A 14,928-nucleotide genomic window follows, 5' to 3' on the forward strand; every position below is an offset into this window, starting at 1 on the left:
CTCAACCGAACGCCCCGATTTGCCGCAGACCGGGCCATATCGACCTGGGAAAACACAGGACGGGCGCTCACGCGCCCGTCCTGCTAACTGCGAAAACTCTATTTATGCCGCAAGTGTCCGGCTAGAGATGAAAATCAACCCGGCAAAGAAAAAGCCCCATTGCTGGGGCTTGATTTCGAGATGGTGGACCGTCGGGGACTCGAACCCCGGACCTTGGGATTAAGAGTCCCCTGCTCTACCAACTAAGCTAACGGTCCAAGAAAACGTATGTGAAAGTGCATCTTTGAAATGGTGGACCGTCGGGGACTCGAACCCCGGACCTTGGGATTAAGAGTCCCCTGCTCTACCAACTAAGCTAACGGTCCAAAAGTGCATATGTCAAAGATACTGCGCGCGCTGGGGTGGGTGAAGGGATTCGAACCCTCGACCTCCAGAGCCACAATCTGGCGCCCTAACCAACTAGGCCACACCCACCGTGGCGCAAGTTGATATATTAGGGCAAAACAACCTGCAGTGCAAGATAAATTTCTAAATATTTTGCCTTTCACAAAATAACGGTTGCCACCTGGCGTTTTACCACGACAGAAGCTCGTAGCCATCGTCGGTCACCACAAGCTGCACTTCCCACTGCGCCGAAGGCTTGCCATCTGCTGTGCGAATCGTCCAGCCGTTGGGGTCGGACATGTCGATGTCGTGCTCCCCCGCGTTGATCATCGGCTCGATGGTGAAGCACATGCCCGGCACGAGCACCGGGCCCGTTCCCGCTTCGGCAACGTGGCTCACGAACGGGTCCTCGTGAAACTCGAGGCCGATACCGTGGCCGCCAAACTCCTCGACGACCGAGAAGCCGTTCGCATGTGCATGCGCGGAGACCGCAGCGCCCACATCGCCCAAGTGCCCCCATGGCTTCACCGCGGCCAAGCCCGCCTCGAGCGCCTCCTTGGTGACGCGCACGAGCTTCTGCTTCTCCTCGTCGACCTCACCAATCATGAACATGCGCGAGGAGTCGGAGAAGTAGCCGTCGAGAATCGTGGAGCAGTCCACGTTCACGATATCGCCCTCTTTGAGCACGTCATCCTCGGAGGGGATGCCGTGGCAGACGACTTCGTTGATGGACGTGCACACGCTGTTGGGATACCCCTCGAAGTTGAGGTCGGCCGGCGTGCCGCCGTGCTCGATGGTGTAGTCGTAGATCCACTTGTCGATCTCGGCGGTGTTGACGCCTGCCTTGATGTGCTCGGCCACGTAATCGAGCACGCCGATGTTGATGGCGGCCGACTTCTTGATGCCCTCGATGTCGGCGGCGGTCTTCAGAAGCGAGCGATAGGGTACCTCTTCGCCCTGCTCATAAAGCTCCTGCAAACGCTCGTCCAGGTTGAGGTGGCACTTCTTGTATTTCTTCCCGCTGCCGCACCAGCACTCGTCGTTGCGGCCAGGGGACTTCATTCCGTCGAACATGCTCTGCCTTTCTACAGGGCGCCTCGCTCAGGCGCCGTTTTGTGTCGCCCTCCATTGTAGCCTTTGGGGAATACGGGCGGGGAACTTGTTTCATCCGAAGGCAAAAGAGCTGAATTCGTCAACAACCGAGCGAAGGAAAGGAGTCGGGTCGGCGCCGCAAGCGCGACGAGCAAGCGCGCCCTCACCACTGAGCGACCCCGTTGCCGATCCCCTGACAGACGGCCCTTCCCGCCGAGCGACCGCCCCGTTGCACGGGAATCCCATGGCCTTCCCCCGCAAGCGCGCAGAGGGCACAAGGGGGAACGGAGACCGAAGGGATATACTTGGCTTCATGAAGAAGTGGAGCGGCGGGTCTCTTGGGACCCTGGGGATTCCTGGGACCCTCTGGCTCCTGGGGTTCCCCTCGGTGCCCTGGGGCTCTTCGGGGCCCCCGAGGCTTGCCAGCCCGAGTTTATGCATGTGGGGGGATTTGCATGAGAATTGCTGTGAGCGCGTGCCTTTTGGGTGAAACGTGCCGTTATGACGGGCGCTCGAAGCCCTGTGCGCGCGTGCAGGAGCTTGTTGCACTCGGACACGAGCTTGTGCCCATCTGCCCTGAAGTAGCGGGCGGCCTTCCCACGCCGCGCACCCCCTGCGAAATCGTACAAGCTCCATGGATGGAGAGCGAGAAAACGCACACGGCAGACGAGCGCTCTTGGACGATCCTCGACGCAAACGGCACCGATCGCACGGCCGCCTACGCCCGCGGCGCGCAGGCCGAGCTCGCACGCGCGAAAGAAGCAGGCTGTAAGCTGGCAATTCTCAAGGCGAAGAGCCCTTCGTGCGGCTCGGGGGAAGTCTACGACGGCACCTTTTCGGGCGCGCTCGTGCCTGGATGGGGCATCGCTGCGGCCGCATTCCGCGACGCGGGCATCACCGTAATCGACGAGACCGCCGACTTCAGCCGCCTGGCCAACGGCTAGCGAAGCCAGCGCTCCCTTGCCCACTCCTATTCCACCGGGCTCAGCAGGTCGACCAAATCGTCGCGGGAAAGCGAGGCGAGCGACACACCAGACGCGCCGACGACCTGGTCGGCCAAGTCGCTTTTCGCCTCCTGAAGTGCGAGGATGCGCTCTTCGATCGTCCCCTTCGCGATTACGCGCTCGACGCTCACCACGTGCGTCTGCCCGATGCGGTGAGCACGGTCGGTCGCCTGATCCTGCGCCGCCGCGTTCCACCAGGGATCGGCATGGATGACGACCGACGCGCCCGTGAGGTTGAGCCCCGTGCCGCCCGCCTTGAGTGAAATCAGGAACACGGGCGTGTCGTCGGCGTTGAAGCGGTTCACCAGCTCAAGCCGCTCCTCTTTAGGCGTTGCACCCGTGATCGTGAAGTAACGCACGCCCGCCGCGTCAAGCTTGTCGGCAATAAGCGACAAGAAGCTTGTGAACTGGGAAAACACGAGCGCCTTCTCGCCGCCGCCCATCGCGGAATCTACCAGATCGCAAATCGCGTCGAGCTTCGCCGCAGGTCCCTTGTAGCTCTCGTAGAGCAGACGCGGGTCGCAGCACAGCTGGCGCAGGCGCGTGAGCTCGGCCAAGATCTGCACCTTGCTCTTGTTGAACTCCGCGTCCGACATGCCGCTCTTGCGTCCGCCGTCCTTGGCAGCCTTGTCGTTCTTCTGGCGCGTAAGTTCCTCGCGAAGGCGCTGCTCATGCGCGGAATACAGCTTCAGCTGCTCGCCGGTCATGGGCGCGTACACCACGCTTTCGAGCTTCTCGGGCAAGTCGGAAAGCACCTGCGTCTTCAGGCGTCGCAGCATGAACGGCCCCACAAGCGCCTGCAACCTGCGCGCGATGTCCTCGTCGCCACCGACGATCGGCAGCTCGAAGCGCTCGCGGAAGCGCGCATAGGGGCCGAGCAGCCCCGGCATCAGGAAGTCGAAGATGCTCCAGAGCTCGGAGAGGCGGTTCTCCATCGGGGTGCCCGTGAGCGCGAAACGATGCTCCGCCTCGACGCGCTTCACCGCGCGCGTGACGAGCGCCGCCGGGTTCTTCACGTATTGCGCCTCGTCGAGCGCGCACAGGAAGAAACGCTCCCCCACCCAGTCGTGGATATCGATGCGAAGCAGGTCGTAGGAGGTCACGAGCACATCGCACGGGTCCGCGGCGGCAGCGCCGTCGGGCGCGGGAAGCGAGAGCGCCCTGATGCGGCGGCGCTCGGCTTTCGGGCCCGCGACGGCGCGTACCGCGAGCTCGGGGGCGAAGCGGGCAAATTCCTGCAGCCAGTTGTACACGAGCGACGCCGGGCACACGATAAGGCTCGGCCCCACGCGGCGCGCCTCGTCGCGGCGGGCGAGCAGAAGCGAGATGAGCTGCAGAGACTTGCCCAGGCCCATCTCGTCGGCGAGGATGCCGCCGAACCCCGCATCGCAGCGCGCAGAAAGCCAGCGGAAGCCTTCTTCCTGATAGGGGCGCAGCACGCTTGAGAGTTGGGCGGGCGGCGTGTAGCTTTGCTCGTCGACCGAGCGGAAGTTGTCCACGTAGCTCTTAAAGGAGCGATCGCGGTCGAGGTCTTTCTCCTCGTCGAGGTAAAACGCGCGGTAACTCGGCAGCTCGACCTTGCCGCTCGCGAGTTCCTTTAGAGAGATTCCCAGGTCAGACGCGATGCGATCGAGCTCGGCCAAGTCCATATCCTCGAGCGAGAGATACGCGCCGCCCTTGAGCTTGTGGTAGTGCTTGCGCTTGCGGTAGCTCGACAGCAGCGCGGCGAGCTCGTCGGATTCCAAGTCGCCCGCGCTCACCGTAAGATCGATCAGGTTGCCCGCAAGCGACACCCCCATGGAGATGCGCGGCTTGCCGTCGCGGATGAGGCGGTCGAAAGCGGGCGTGGTGAAGACCTCGCCGAGCGCGCGGAACTCGGGCAGGCCGCCGAAGAGCAGGTTTCCCACCGCGTCGTCGTCGGCGTTCGGGATGATCGGATCCCCCAGACCGAAGTAGCGCTCAACAAGCGTCGTCGCGCGTGCTTCAAGGCGAGCGTCGCGCAGGGGTCCCGGCTCTTCGGCGCTCTCGGTCTTGCTTGTGAGGGCGATCCCGCGCGCAGCGGACGCGGCACGTGCACGGCGGACGGGCGCGGACACGGCGGCAGCACCCGAAGCATCGATGAGATGGGCCTCCTCGCCGGCCAAGACGTAGCGGAAGTCGCCGTAGGTCGCCACCGCCTCCACGCGAACGCCCGCGCGGACCTTGTCGAAGTAGAAGGAGATTTCGCCGGGCACGGGGCGGAAGCGCTCCACCTCAGGCGGCATATCTATGTGCAGCGTCTTCTCCACCTGGGGCAACACAGCGGAGCAGAAGAGCGGCATGTCCTCCTTCGAAATGAACAGGCGCACATCGGAGCCCTCGTAGACCATGCGCAAGAAGTCGGCACAGCGAGCAAGCTCCGGCGAGCAGCGGTACACGACGTCGCCCATCCACAGGTACATACGACGACCCTGCGCGGCAAGCACAACGTCGGAGCCGCGCTCGATGCAGTAACCATCCTCGTTGGATTTCTCGAGCGACACCCTGACCTCGGGATCTGCGTGAACGATGTGCGCCTCAGTGACCGAGCGCGTGCCGATATCGGTGCCGCGAATGGTGAACGACCCTCCGTCGAGCGCGTCGAGCAGCTCGACGACCTCCGCTTCCGAGAGGCTGATATCGCGACCGACATCGGGCGCCAAGGCGATGCCCCAGCGGGTGGTCTGCGCGCTCCGCTCGCGCAGGGAGACGGCACGGTCGAGGAACTCCGCCACGCGACGGCCGCGCTCGGTAAGGAGCGCCGGTGTGTGCGTGAAAGCGAGCTTCTTCCCGTAAGAGAAGCGCTCGCCTGCGCGCATGCGCGACACGAAGTCGGAGATACTCTTCATGACGTAGGAAGACGTGGGGCTTGCCACCTTGAAACTCGCCGACCACAGACGGTAGCCGTACGTGAGCGTGCACTCGAGATCGATCGAGCCTTCCATGTCGCTGTCGTCGGCGAACTGCTCGCCGCGGCGCATAAGCTCGGTGATGCAGGCCGACGTCGCTACACGGCGTTTCGGCGTGAAACCCATGAACTTCTCAGGCGCGCGGGAGAAGGAGAGCGCGAGCGCCGCGCAGTGTTTGCACAGCCCGTCGTATTCCATCACCGCCGGGCAGGTGCACGACCAATCCTCGACCGTTTCCTCGTCAGGCGACAGATAGACCGAAGAACGATAATGGTCGTCCCACCCGCTTGAGCTTGCGACCTGGGCAGACAGCACTGTCTCCCCCACCTCGTAGCGCACACGCTTCGTCAAGATGTTGCGATCGCTCGCGGCTATCCGCTCGGCGCGGGCGATCGTGCGTGCATTGCAATTGGCTGCTATTTCGCGTTCCGAAATCACATGACTCCTTTTTTCGTAAACGCTAGTGTAGCACGGCGATGCAAGCGCAAACGCACGCCCCCGCCGTTTGCGGCGACAGGCACACGAGCGGAGCTGCGGGCCCTAGCAGAGAAGCGCGGCGGACGCGAGCAAATGGGCAGCGGCGCCCTGCGAAGATGAGCGCGCTCAGGCAGCGCGCGGGCGCGAGGGGAAAGTCAGGCGCGCGAAGGGGCACAGCGGCGCTACAATCAGGCGGAGGGAAAGGCAGGGACAACATGGCGATCGAAGACGACATCGCGGCATACGAGCCGGCAAACGAGCAGGAAGAAGTCGACAAGCAGGTGATTCTCTCAGTGCTCGACACGTGCGAGAACGCGTTTTCCCGCGAGGCGCTTGCACATATGGCGTGCTCCATCTGGGTCGTAAGCCCCGATTGCGCGCAGACGCTGCTCGTGTTCCACAACATCTACGGCTCGTGGTCGTGGATTGGGGGCCACGCCGACGGCGAGCGCGACCTTGCTGCTGTCGCGCTGCGCGAGCTTCAGGAGGAAACGGGCGTGTCGCACGCGCGCATGGTGACGCTCCCGGCGGGGAACATCTACTCACTTGAAGTGCTCACCGTCGACGGACACGAGAAGCGCGGGAAGTACGTCGGGTCGCATCTGCATTTGAACGTGACATATCTCGCCGTGGCCTCCCCCGAGGAGCCAATCCGCATAAAGCCTGATGAGAATAGCGGCGTGAAGTGGGTGCCCACCGAAGACGCCATCGCGCTTTCGACCGAGCCGTGGATTCACGAGCGCATCTACCGCAAGCTCATCGACAAGCTGGACGATCCCGTCGTGAAAGCGGCGATCGCAGAGGTCGGAGGCTGTAAAACTATTCGCTAAAACGAAGGGTTTTTCTTTCGAGGTTCGCTTGATAACCGTTCGTTTTCCCGAGCATGATGAGATGAGCCGCCGAGAGCTCGCACCCGCGGAGCGCCTGGCGGGCCAGCGTTCGTTTTAGAACGCCTCGAAGCGGGCGCGGCGCTGTTCTACCAGGTCATCGGCGGGAACGCTTGCCAGCTCGGCAAGCTCGCGGCGCACGTAGTCGCGCACCACGTCGACTGCCGCATCAGGGTTCTCGTGCGCAGGGGCGGGCCCTTCGGAGAGCACGTCGTCGACGATGCCCATGCCGTGCGCCTCGGCGGCGCTCATCTTCATGACGGCAGCGGCCTCGGGGGCACGCGTGCGGTCCTTCCACAAGATGGACGCGAAGCCCTCGGGCGACAGCACGGAGTACACCGCGTGCTCCTGCATGGCGACGCGGTTCGCAACGGCGAGCGCGAGCGCACCGCCCGAGCCGCCCTCGCCCAGAAGCACGCTTACGATAGGAACCTTCATGCCCGCCATGGCGAGCAGGTTGTCCGCGATGGCGTTGCCCTGCCCGCGCTCTTCTGCCTCCATGCCGCAGAACGCGCCCTGCGTGTCGACGAAGCATACGATCGGGCGCCCGAACTTCTCCGCCTCGCGCATGAGGCGCAGGCTCTTGCGGTACCCCTCCGGCTGAGGGCAGCCGAAATTGCGCTTGATGCGGTCCTTCAGATCGCAGCCCTTTTCCTCGGCGATCACCGTGACCGCCTGGTTGCCGATCCAGCCGACGCCCGCGACGATCGCGCCGTCGTCGCCGAACCCTCGGTCGCCGTGGAGCTCGATGAACCCGTCGACGATACAGTCGATGTAATAGCGCGACGTGGGCCTGTGCACGTTGCGCGCGAGCTGAACGCTTTCCCATGCGCTCGAGGTTTGCGCGCCCACGGCGACCTGCGCGTCGGCATCGGCGGCGGGCTCGGCGGCAGGCGCCCCTGCGGTGGGCGCGCACGCGGTCGCCTTCTCATCCGAGATGCCGCCCGCATGCGCGTCAGCGGCGGCGCGACGGCGATCCGTCTCGCGCTCGAGCTGCCTCGTCTTGCCCCCGAACCATCCGAAGACGGTCTCGGCGAGCGACAGGGGAAGCGAGTCGTCTTCCTCGTCTTCGCGCAGCAGCCCCTCGTCAACGGGGAGCAGGCCGTACGTCACCTTGTTGTAGGTGTCGGTGCCGTGCTCGAGGTTCGACTTCACCGAATCGTACGTGACAATCATGCGCTCCTCGCCCGCAACCGGCTCGCCCTGCACGCGCGTCGCGTAATGGAGCGCGAGCAGCTGCGCAAGCGTCGCGCGCAAATCGGAGCGCGATACGACGGCGTCGATGAGCCCGTGTGAGAGAGCGAACTCGGCGGTTTGGAAGCCCTTGGGGAGCTCTTGCTTTATGGTGTCGCGAATCACGCGCTGGCCCGCGAAGCCGATAAGCGCATGGGGCTCCGCGAGGATGATGTCGCCTTGCATGGCAAACGATGCGGTGACGCCGCCCGTCGTCGGATCGGTGATGACCGAGATGTAAGGCAGACCGCACTCGGCGAGGCGGGAAAGCGCGCAGGACACCTTCGCCATCTGCATGAGCGACGCCAAGCCCTCTTGCATGCGCGCGCCGCCCGAAGCGGTGAATGCCACGACCGGCAGCCCTTCGTCGGCCGCGCGGCGCACGAGGCGCGCCATCTTCTCGCCGACAGCCGTGCCCATCGACCCCATGAGGAAGGTGGACTCCATAACCGCGAACGCCGTACGGATGCCAGCAATACGGCCTGCACCGGTGCGAATGCCCTCGTCAAGTCCCGTTTTCTCGCGCAGCGCCGCCAGCTTCTCGGTGTAACCCGGGAACTCGAGCGGGTCGGGCTCGGGCATATGGGCGTCCCATTCCTCGAAGCTGCCGGAGTCAAGCAAATCGGCGATGCGCTCGTCGGAGGTCATGCGGAAATAGCCGCCGCACGTCGGGCACACGTAGTGCGAGGCGGCGAGGCTTTCCTCGGCGAACTTCAGCCCGCAATGGGGGCACGCGCGCCACTTGTCGACCGCGGGCGCCGCCTTCTCCGTGGTGCACAGCACCCAGCCGAGCGCCGGGGTGTCGTTCTTCAGCGGGCGGAAGACGTTCACGCCGCGCGAAATGGCACGCGAAAGGAAGCCGTCGACCTCGCCGAGCGGCTGCGACTCATCGCACAGGAGCACCGTGCCCGCGCCGCATTCCTTGGCCGCATCGAGCACGGCATGGGCGTTGCAGAACAGGGCGTCAGAGTACTTCTCGCCCAGACACACTGTGCCCGCCGCCTGGCGCAGATAGGGCTCGAAGCGCTTGTCGGTGGTGAAGGGCAGCCACACCGAGAAGCCGGCGTCGGTAGCAGCCTGCACATATTGCCTGGCCATGCGGCCGCGCGACATGAGCAGCACGCGAGGGCGGGCATCTTCGTTTTCCTTAGCGTCGACCGGAGAGTACGCACTCGCGTCGCCCGAGGGAACGACGTTGTATCCCGACGAATCGGCCGCGTCGACGGCGTTCGGGGCGAGCACGCCCTCGGCCGCCGCCTCCTCGGCGATCCGCGAGAGGCGATACGCCACGCCCGCCTCAGGCGCCGACGCCTGACCCTGCTCAGACGCCGAGGCTGCGGGAGCGAACGCCCCGTCTGCGTTAAACGTCACATACCCTTGCTTTGCGATCTTCATGCCAACCCTCTTTGACTACCTGTTTTCCCTGGAAATGGGATTATTCCTCGGAACGTGCAAGCACGTATTTCTGCGTCGCCGTGGCGCATACCTTATCCCCGACGCGCGCTTCGACGTCGGCCACGACCATGCGGCTCGAAGACTTCACGATTCTCGCCGAGAGCGTGAGCACGTCGCCAGGCAGCACCTGATTGCGGAATTTCGCCTTGTCAATGCCCGCAAAGAAGCCGAGCACTCCCTCGTCCGCGCGGTCGACGAGCGCGCAAAACGATGCCGTCTGCGCGAGCGCCTCCATGATGATGACGCCCGGCAGCACCGGGTGCGTCGGGAAGTGGCCGCGAAACAGCGGCAGGTCGGGGTCGACATCGAGCTCGGCCGTGATCGAGGTGCCCGGCGTGCATTCCACCACGCGCGTCATCCACACGAAGGGGTCGCGATGCGGGAGCACCCGCTCGATGTCCTCGCGACCGCAAGGGAACTGAATATCCATCAAAAAGAACCTTTCTCTTTCGCAAACGCGGGCCGCAAGCCCGAGGCAGCGCTGCTCGCGGTTCGCAAATGCGCGAGCAGCGAGCGCCCCTATTCCGCCGCAACCTCGTACGGCGAGATCGCCAGGCAGGCGTTGTGCCCGCCGAAGCCGAGCGAGTTCGACAGCGCCACCTTCTGCTTGTAATTCTCAAGCGGCTCGGCGAGCACGTTGGCAGGAGCCTCGGGGTCGGGTGTTTCGAAGCCGGCCGTCGGCGGCACGCAATCGTTCGCGACGGAAAGCGCCGTGACGATCGCCTCGACCGCGCCTGCCGCGCCGAGCGTGTGGCCCGTCGTGCCCTTGACCGAGCACACGGGGACCTTAAGGCCGGCCTCTTCGCCGCACAGTGCGCGCAGCGCCTTGGACTCGGTTAGCTCGTTGGCGTGCGTACCTGTGCCATGCGCATTGAAATGCCCCAGATCAGCAGGGGTGAACCCGCCTTCCTCAAGCGCGATGCGCATCGCGCGGACCACACCTTCCCCCTCTGGGTCGGGGGCGGTCATGTGGTAGGCATCGCCCGTCGAGCCGAAGCCGGTGATTTCCGCTAAGGGTTTAGCGCCGCGCGCCAGAGCGTGCTCGAGCGACTCCAAGATAACCGCGCCCGCGCCCTCGCCAGCGACGAAGCCCTCGCGGTTGAGGTCGAACGGACGGGAAGCGCGCAGAGGGTCTTCCTCGCGCGAAAGGGCGCCCAGGTTCGCAAATCCCGCGATGCAGATGGGGTTCACGCTCTCCTCCGCGCCGCCCGCAAGCGCCACGTCGGTGTAGCCATGGCGGATGTCGCGCACGGCCTGCCCGATGCAGTGGGCGCCCGTCGCGCACGCGGTGACGACGTTGATGCACTCGCCTTTCATGCCGTAGCGAATCGCCAGGTTGCCTGCGGCGATGTTGCCGATCATCGTGGGCACGAACAGCGGGCTCACACGCTTAGGACCCTTCTCGAGCAGCGTCTTGAATCCGCTCTCGAGCTCGTCAATCCCGCCGATGCCGCTGCCGAAGACGACAGACACGCGCGAAGGGTCCTCGTCCTCCATGGAAAGGCCCGCCTGCGCGATCGCCTCGTCCGAGGCGACGATCGCATACTGCACGAAGCGCTCGAAGCGGCGCGACTCCTTCTTCGTGAGGCCGTGCTCGGTGGCATCGAAGCCGCAGATCTCGCCAGCATTGTGGACCTCGTAGTCGGTCGTATCGAAGCGCTCGATGGGGCGGATGCAGCATTCGCGGCCCATGACCGCCTTCCACAGCGCCTCCACGCCGACGCCTGCGGGCGTAATCGCGCCCATGCCGGTAATCACGACGCGGTTCGATCCGTCGGGTCGCTTGGTGTTCACGGTTGCCTCGCTCATAGCGCCATACCTCCGTCGATGCAGATAACCTGACCGGTAATGTAGCCAGCCTCGTCGCTGGCCAGGAATTTCACGAGATTCGCCACGTCCTCGGGCTGTCCGAGGCGCCCGCATGCGATGCGCGAGGAGATAGCCTCGCGTTGCTTGCCGGAAAGCGCGTCGGTCATATCGGTCTCGATGAACCCGGGCGCCACAGCGTTCACCGTGACGTTGCGCGGCGCAAGCTCGCGGGAAAGCGACTTCGTGATACCGATAACGCCCGCCTTCGACGCCGCATAGTTCGCCTGCCCGGCGTTGCCCGACACGCCCACGACGCTCGACATGTTGACGATACGGCCCGAGCGCTGCTTCATCATGATCTTCGTGGCGGCCTTGCAGCAGTTGAACGTACCCTTCAGGTTCACGTCGATCACCGCGTCGAAGTCTTCTTCCTTCATGCGCGCCACGAGCCCGTCTCGCGTGATGCCCGCGTTGTTCACGAGGACGTCGAGCCGCCCGAAAGCGACGTGCGCAGATTCCACGAGCGTCTGCGCCTCTTCCGCCGACGCGACGTTCGCCACGAGGGCGAGCGATTTCACGCCGTAGGTGGCCGAAATCTGCGCGGCGAGCTCCTGCGCGGCAGGAAGACTTCTCTCGCTCGAGCAGTTCACGCACACGTTCATGCCCGCCTCGGCGAGCGAAAGCGCGATCGCGCGGCCGATACCGCGGCTCGATCCAGTGACGAGCGCTCCTTTGCGCTCGGGTTTAACCTGTTCAGTCATGGGTTTTGCTCACTTCCCAACTAATGGACGGGTGTTTTAACTTGCGTCGGGCGCAAGCGATTCGAGCGCCGCGTCGAAGCTCGCGCGGTCTTGCACGCATGCGCGCACCGCCTTGCGGTCGATTCGCTTGACGAGGTTCTCAAGGACGCCGCCGAAGCCGACTTCCCAAAACGTTGTGTGGCCCTGTTCCTCGAGCACCTCGACGCTTTGCTGGAAGCGGACCGGATGCGTAAGGTGCTCCGCAAGATGCTCGCGGGCACAGGCGGCAGAAAGCGGCGACGCATCGACGTTGCAGATAAGCGGGATGGCAGGCTCGCTAAACTCGATGCCCGCCAGGTACTCGGCGAGCTTTTCTGCCGCATCGGCCATAAGCGGGCTGTGGAAGGCGCCCGATGTGGCAAGGCGCGCGAAACGCTTGCCCTCGGCAGCCCACGCCTCTTCTGCGCGCGCAACGGCATCGGGCGTGCCCGAAATGACAATCTGACCTGGGCTGTTATAGTTTGCCGGAACGAGCACGTCGCCCTGGGCGCACGACTCGCACACGGCGCGGACAGCTTCATCGTCGGCCTTGAGCAGCGCGCTCATGGCGCCCGCATGGGCGCTTGCGGCCTCGGCCATGAATTCGGCACGCGCCTTCACGAAGCGGTAGGTTTCCTCTTCGGAGAGCATGCCGGAGACGGCGAGCGCGGACGCCTGACCGAGCGAGAAGCCGAGCACGGCTGCCGGCACCACGCCGCGAGCCATGAGGGCGCGCGCGATGCCGACCGAGAGCACGCAAAGTGCAGGCTGCGCGTAGCGCGTGTCGTTGAGCTTTTCGGGGGAAGCCGTGGCCACCAGTTCGGCAAGATCGTATCCGAGCACGTCAGAAGCGCACTCGAACGACGAAGCCACCTCGGGAACGCCCATCAGGTCGGCGCCCATGCCGGGCTTTTGCGACCCTTGGCCGGAGAACAGGAATACGGGGTTCATGCGATCGATACCTTCCTCCACATCGACTACAGGCCCAAGCGACGGCGTTCGGCATTCGCGTCCGCCATCTGCTGGAGCGTGCACCCGCCGAGCGCTTCCGCCTCACTCATGAGCTCGGCGATGACCTCTTTCGCGGTCTTGCGCTCATGCACCACGGCTGCAATCTGGCCGGACATGATGGTGCCGTTGTCCACATCGCCCTCGACGGCGCGGCGTAGCGAGCCCACGTACATACGCTCGAGCTCGTCGCCGTTCTTCGCAAGGTCGCCCTCGAGCTTTTTCACCGAGCGGGCGAACTTGTTCTTGAGGCAGCGCACCGGATGGCCCGACCCGCGGCCGGTAACGATCGTGTCGGAATCCTTCGCGGAGAGAATCTTCTCCTTGTACGCGTCGGCCACGGTGCACTCGTCCACCGTGAGGAAGCGCGTGCCCATCTGCACGCCCTCGGCGCCAAGTGCGAACGCGGCAGCGATGCCGCGGCCGTCGGCGATGCCGCCTGCGCCGATGACGGGGATAGACACCGCGTCAGTCACCGAAGGCAAGAGCGCCATCGTGGTGAGTTCCCCCACATGGCCGCCCGATTCGGTGCCCTCCGCCACGACGGCATCGGCACCGAGCCGCTCCATGCGGACTGCGAGGGCGGTCGACGCAACGACGGGGATGACCTTGATGCCCGCAGCCTTCCACATCTCCATATAGTTCGCAGGGCTGCCGGCGCCCGTGGTGACCACGTCGATCTCCAGGTCGACGAGCAGCTTCGCGAGCTCGGCGGCATTGGGATCCATGAGCATCACGTTCGCGCCAAGCGGCTTCGACGTGATCTTGCGCGCGGCTTCCACCTGGTCGCGCACCCAGTCGAGCGGCGCGCCACCGCAGGCGATGATGCCAAGGCCGCCCGCTTCGCTAACTGCGCCCGCAAGGCTCGCGTCCGCGATGCGCGCCATGGCACCCTGAATGATAGGCACCTCAATGCCCAGGAGTTCGGTAACACGAGTTTTCACGTTCAAAATTCCTTTCCAAAACTGGGGATATCCCAGCTCGAAGCCACTTGGATGCGGCAGTTCGATTCTTTGCGTCAGCAGTTCATGGTAAATTTGAGCCCATTTGAATGCAAGCGCCGCGCCGCCCCTTCACGAGAAGAACGGCCTGCGGGGCCACAAGGGCAGACTTGCTTTCACACTTGCTAACAGGTGTATAAATAACGTTCATGGCGATTCAATTTTACTCCACATTATTCTCGAATTTGGGGAGATATGCAGCATGGGAAGATATGCGCCATAAAGAGACGCACCTCGCCAAGCGGGAGAGGTGGCGCAAGGAGAAACCCCGCCAAGTGGGGAGAGGGGCAACGTAAAGAGAAACCCCCGCCAAGTGGGGAGATATACGGCGGAAAAGACGCCCCTCACTAAGCGGGGGCAGAGTTGACGCGAGGAGACACGCCCCCTTTGCGGGCATCCTTAGCGCGAGGTTCCTTTGCGCGAGATCCTTGGCACCCGGCCGTTTCCCCTTAGCATTTCGAAAAAAGTACAGCGAAACGTGGCGATTCTGGCAGAAATGAGAAACTCTGCTCGGAAGGGCTCGCTGGCATCATCGCCGCCAACGATGTCGTCACAGCTACCAGCGAGGATAGCCGCCCGTACGCTCGAAGGCGGCGGATTAGAGGCGCCACCAGACACGAAGCGCCCAGCCAGAACGCACGCGGGCGCAGAGGCGCCGCCGGAGATCCAGCGGCGCCAGATGGTCATCTTACTTCAATACGCCCAGGTAGAAGGCGCGCATGAGCACGGTTGCCGCGCGCTCGCGGGCTGCGTTCTCGCCGGGGGCGAGGCGCTTGCCGGCAGGCTCGTCGTAGCCCTCGATAAGCCCCTTGTCGGCGGCCCACTTGAGGTAGGGGGCGGACCACTCGCTCGCGTCGGCGCCGTCGACGAAG

At 64.3% G+C, this 14,928-nt stretch carries 11 protein-coding genes and 3 tRNA genes; 2 read left to right on the forward strand and 12 right to left on the reverse strand.

The genetic code is table 11. From position 1 onward, the window contains the following. Nucleotides 1-181 precede the first annotated feature (181 nt). The 4 genes from ACMRQN_RS02920 to ACMRQN_RS02935 all read right to left on the reverse strand — a co-directional run bounded on the left by ACMRQN_RS02920 (nucleotide 182) and on the right by ACMRQN_RS02935 (nucleotide 1,458). Nucleotides 182-257: transfer RNA gene (locus ACMRQN_RS02920), tRNA-Lys, on the reverse strand. A 32-nt stretch (nucleotides 258-289) separates the two neighbouring features. Continuing rightward, a tRNA-Lys gene (locus ACMRQN_RS02925) sits at nucleotides 290-365 on the reverse strand. Nucleotides 366-397: 32 nt separating this feature from the next. After that, a tRNA-His gene (locus tag ACMRQN_RS02930) sits at nucleotides 398-474 on the reverse strand. 99 nt (nucleotides 475-573) lie between these two features. After that, nucleotides 574-1,458: a methionyl aminopeptidase gene (locus tag ACMRQN_RS02935; protein ID WP_418238095.1), complete on the reverse strand. Its 885-nt coding sequence runs from the start codon at nucleotides 1,456-1,458 to the stop codon at nucleotides 574-576. Between the two features lie 473 nt (nucleotides 1,459-1,931). Between ACMRQN_RS02935 and ACMRQN_RS02940 the strand changes: the two genes are divergently transcribed. Beyond that, nucleotides 1,932-2,420: a DUF523 domain-containing protein gene (locus tag ACMRQN_RS02940; protein ID WP_418733753.1), complete on the forward strand. Its 489-nt coding sequence runs from the start codon at nucleotides 1,932-1,934 to the stop codon at nucleotides 2,418-2,420. 26 nt (nucleotides 2,421-2,446) lie between these two features. On the opposite strand, the gene ACMRQN_RS02945 is transcribed toward ACMRQN_RS02940, so the two are convergent. Continuing rightward, nucleotides 2,447-5,845: an SNF2 helicase associated domain-containing protein gene (locus ACMRQN_RS02945; RefSeq protein WP_418733754.1), complete on the reverse strand. Its 3,399-nt coding sequence runs from the start codon at nucleotides 5,843-5,845 to the stop codon at nucleotides 2,447-2,449. 254 nt (nucleotides 5,846-6,099) lie between these two features. Here ACMRQN_RS02945 and ACMRQN_RS02950 point away from each other — a divergent pair, with 254 nt between their 5' ends. After that, complete coding sequence (locus ACMRQN_RS02950) at nucleotides 6,100-6,714, forward strand: NUDIX hydrolase (protein ID WP_418733755.1); 615 nt, start codon at nucleotides 6,100-6,102, stop codon at nucleotides 6,712-6,714. 114 nt (nucleotides 6,715-6,828) lie between these two features. Here ACMRQN_RS02950 and accD read toward each other — a convergent pair whose 3' ends face one another. The 7 genes from accD to ACMRQN_RS02985 all read right to left on the reverse strand — a co-directional run. Beyond that, nucleotides 6,829-9,399, reverse strand: coding sequence for an acetyl-CoA carboxylase, carboxyltransferase subunit beta (gene accD, locus ACMRQN_RS02955; protein ID WP_418733756.1), 2,571 nt, complete (start codon nucleotides 9,397-9,399; stop codon nucleotides 6,829-6,831). 40 nt (nucleotides 9,400-9,439) lie between these two features. Continuing rightward, nucleotides 9,440-9,889, reverse strand: coding sequence for a 3-hydroxyacyl-ACP dehydratase FabZ (fabZ, locus tag ACMRQN_RS02960; protein ID WP_418733757.1), 450 nt, complete (start codon nucleotides 9,887-9,889; stop codon nucleotides 9,440-9,442). A gap of 89 nt (nucleotides 9,890-9,978) precedes the next feature. Further along, entirely contained in the window at nucleotides 9,979-11,268 is a 1,290-nt protein-coding gene (fabF, locus tag ACMRQN_RS02965) for a beta-ketoacyl-ACP synthase II (RefSeq protein ID WP_418733758.1), read from the reverse strand. Further along, entirely contained in the window at nucleotides 11,265-12,029 is a 765-nt protein-coding gene (fabG, locus tag ACMRQN_RS02970; RefSeq protein ID WP_418733759.1) for a 3-oxoacyl-[acyl-carrier-protein] reductase, read from the reverse strand. Before fabG ends, fabF begins: the two co-directional genes overlap by 4 nt. Before the next feature lie 36 nt (nucleotides 12,030-12,065). Then, nucleotides 12,066-12,998: an ACP S-malonyltransferase gene (gene fabD, locus ACMRQN_RS02975; protein ID WP_418733760.1), complete on the reverse strand. Its 933-nt coding sequence runs from the start codon at nucleotides 12,996-12,998 to the stop codon at nucleotides 12,066-12,068. Between the two features lie 26 nt (nucleotides 12,999-13,024). After that, the gene (locus ACMRQN_RS02980; RefSeq protein ID WP_418733761.1) at nucleotides 13,025-14,005 is read right to left on the reverse strand and encodes a nitronate monooxygenase; all 981 of its coding nucleotides are present in this window, start codon (nucleotides 14,003-14,005) and stop codon (nucleotides 13,025-13,027) included. Nucleotides 14,006-14,744: 739 nt separating this feature from the next. After that, a partial coding sequence (locus ACMRQN_RS02985) for a hypothetical protein (RefSeq protein ID WP_418733762.1) occupies nucleotides 14,745-14,928 on the reverse strand: 184 nt, incomplete at its 5' end.

The organism is Ellagibacter sp., from assembly GCF_048412355.1.
Classification (GTDB): Bacteria; Actinomycetota; Coriobacteriia; order Coriobacteriales; family Eggerthellaceae; genus Ellagibacter.

Bases quoted from the DNA above. Each gene is read 5' to 3' on its own strand.
- ACMRQN_RS02935 (WP_418238095.1), bottom strand. From the start codon at position 1,458: ATGTTCGACGGAATGAAGTCCCCTGGCCGCAACGACGAGTGCTGGTGC.
- ACMRQN_RS02940 (WP_418733753.1), top strand. From the start codon at position 1,932: ATGAGAATTGCTGTGAGCGCGTGCCTTTTGGGTGAAACGTGCCGTTAT.
- ACMRQN_RS02950 (WP_418733755.1), top strand. From the start codon at position 6,100: ATGGCGATCGAAGACGACATCGCGGCATACGAGCCGGCAAACGAGCAG.
- accD (WP_418733756.1), bottom strand. From the start codon at position 9,399: ATGAAGATCGCAAAGCAAGGGTATGTGACGTTTAACGCAGACGGGGCG.
- fabZ (WP_418733757.1), bottom strand. From the start codon at position 9,889: ATGGATATTCAGTTCCCTTGCGGTCGCGAGGACATCGAGCGGGTGCTC.
- fabF (WP_418733758.1), bottom strand. From the start codon at position 11,268: ATGAGCGAGGCAACCGTGAACACCAAGCGACCCGACGGATCGAACCGC.
- fabG (WP_418733759.1), bottom strand. From the start codon at position 12,029: ATGACTGAACAGGTTAAACCCGAGCGCAAAGGAGCGCTCGTCACTGGA.
- fabD (WP_418733760.1), bottom strand. From the start codon at position 12,998: ATGAACCCCGTATTCCTGTTCTCCGGCCAAGGGTCGCAAAAGCCCGGC.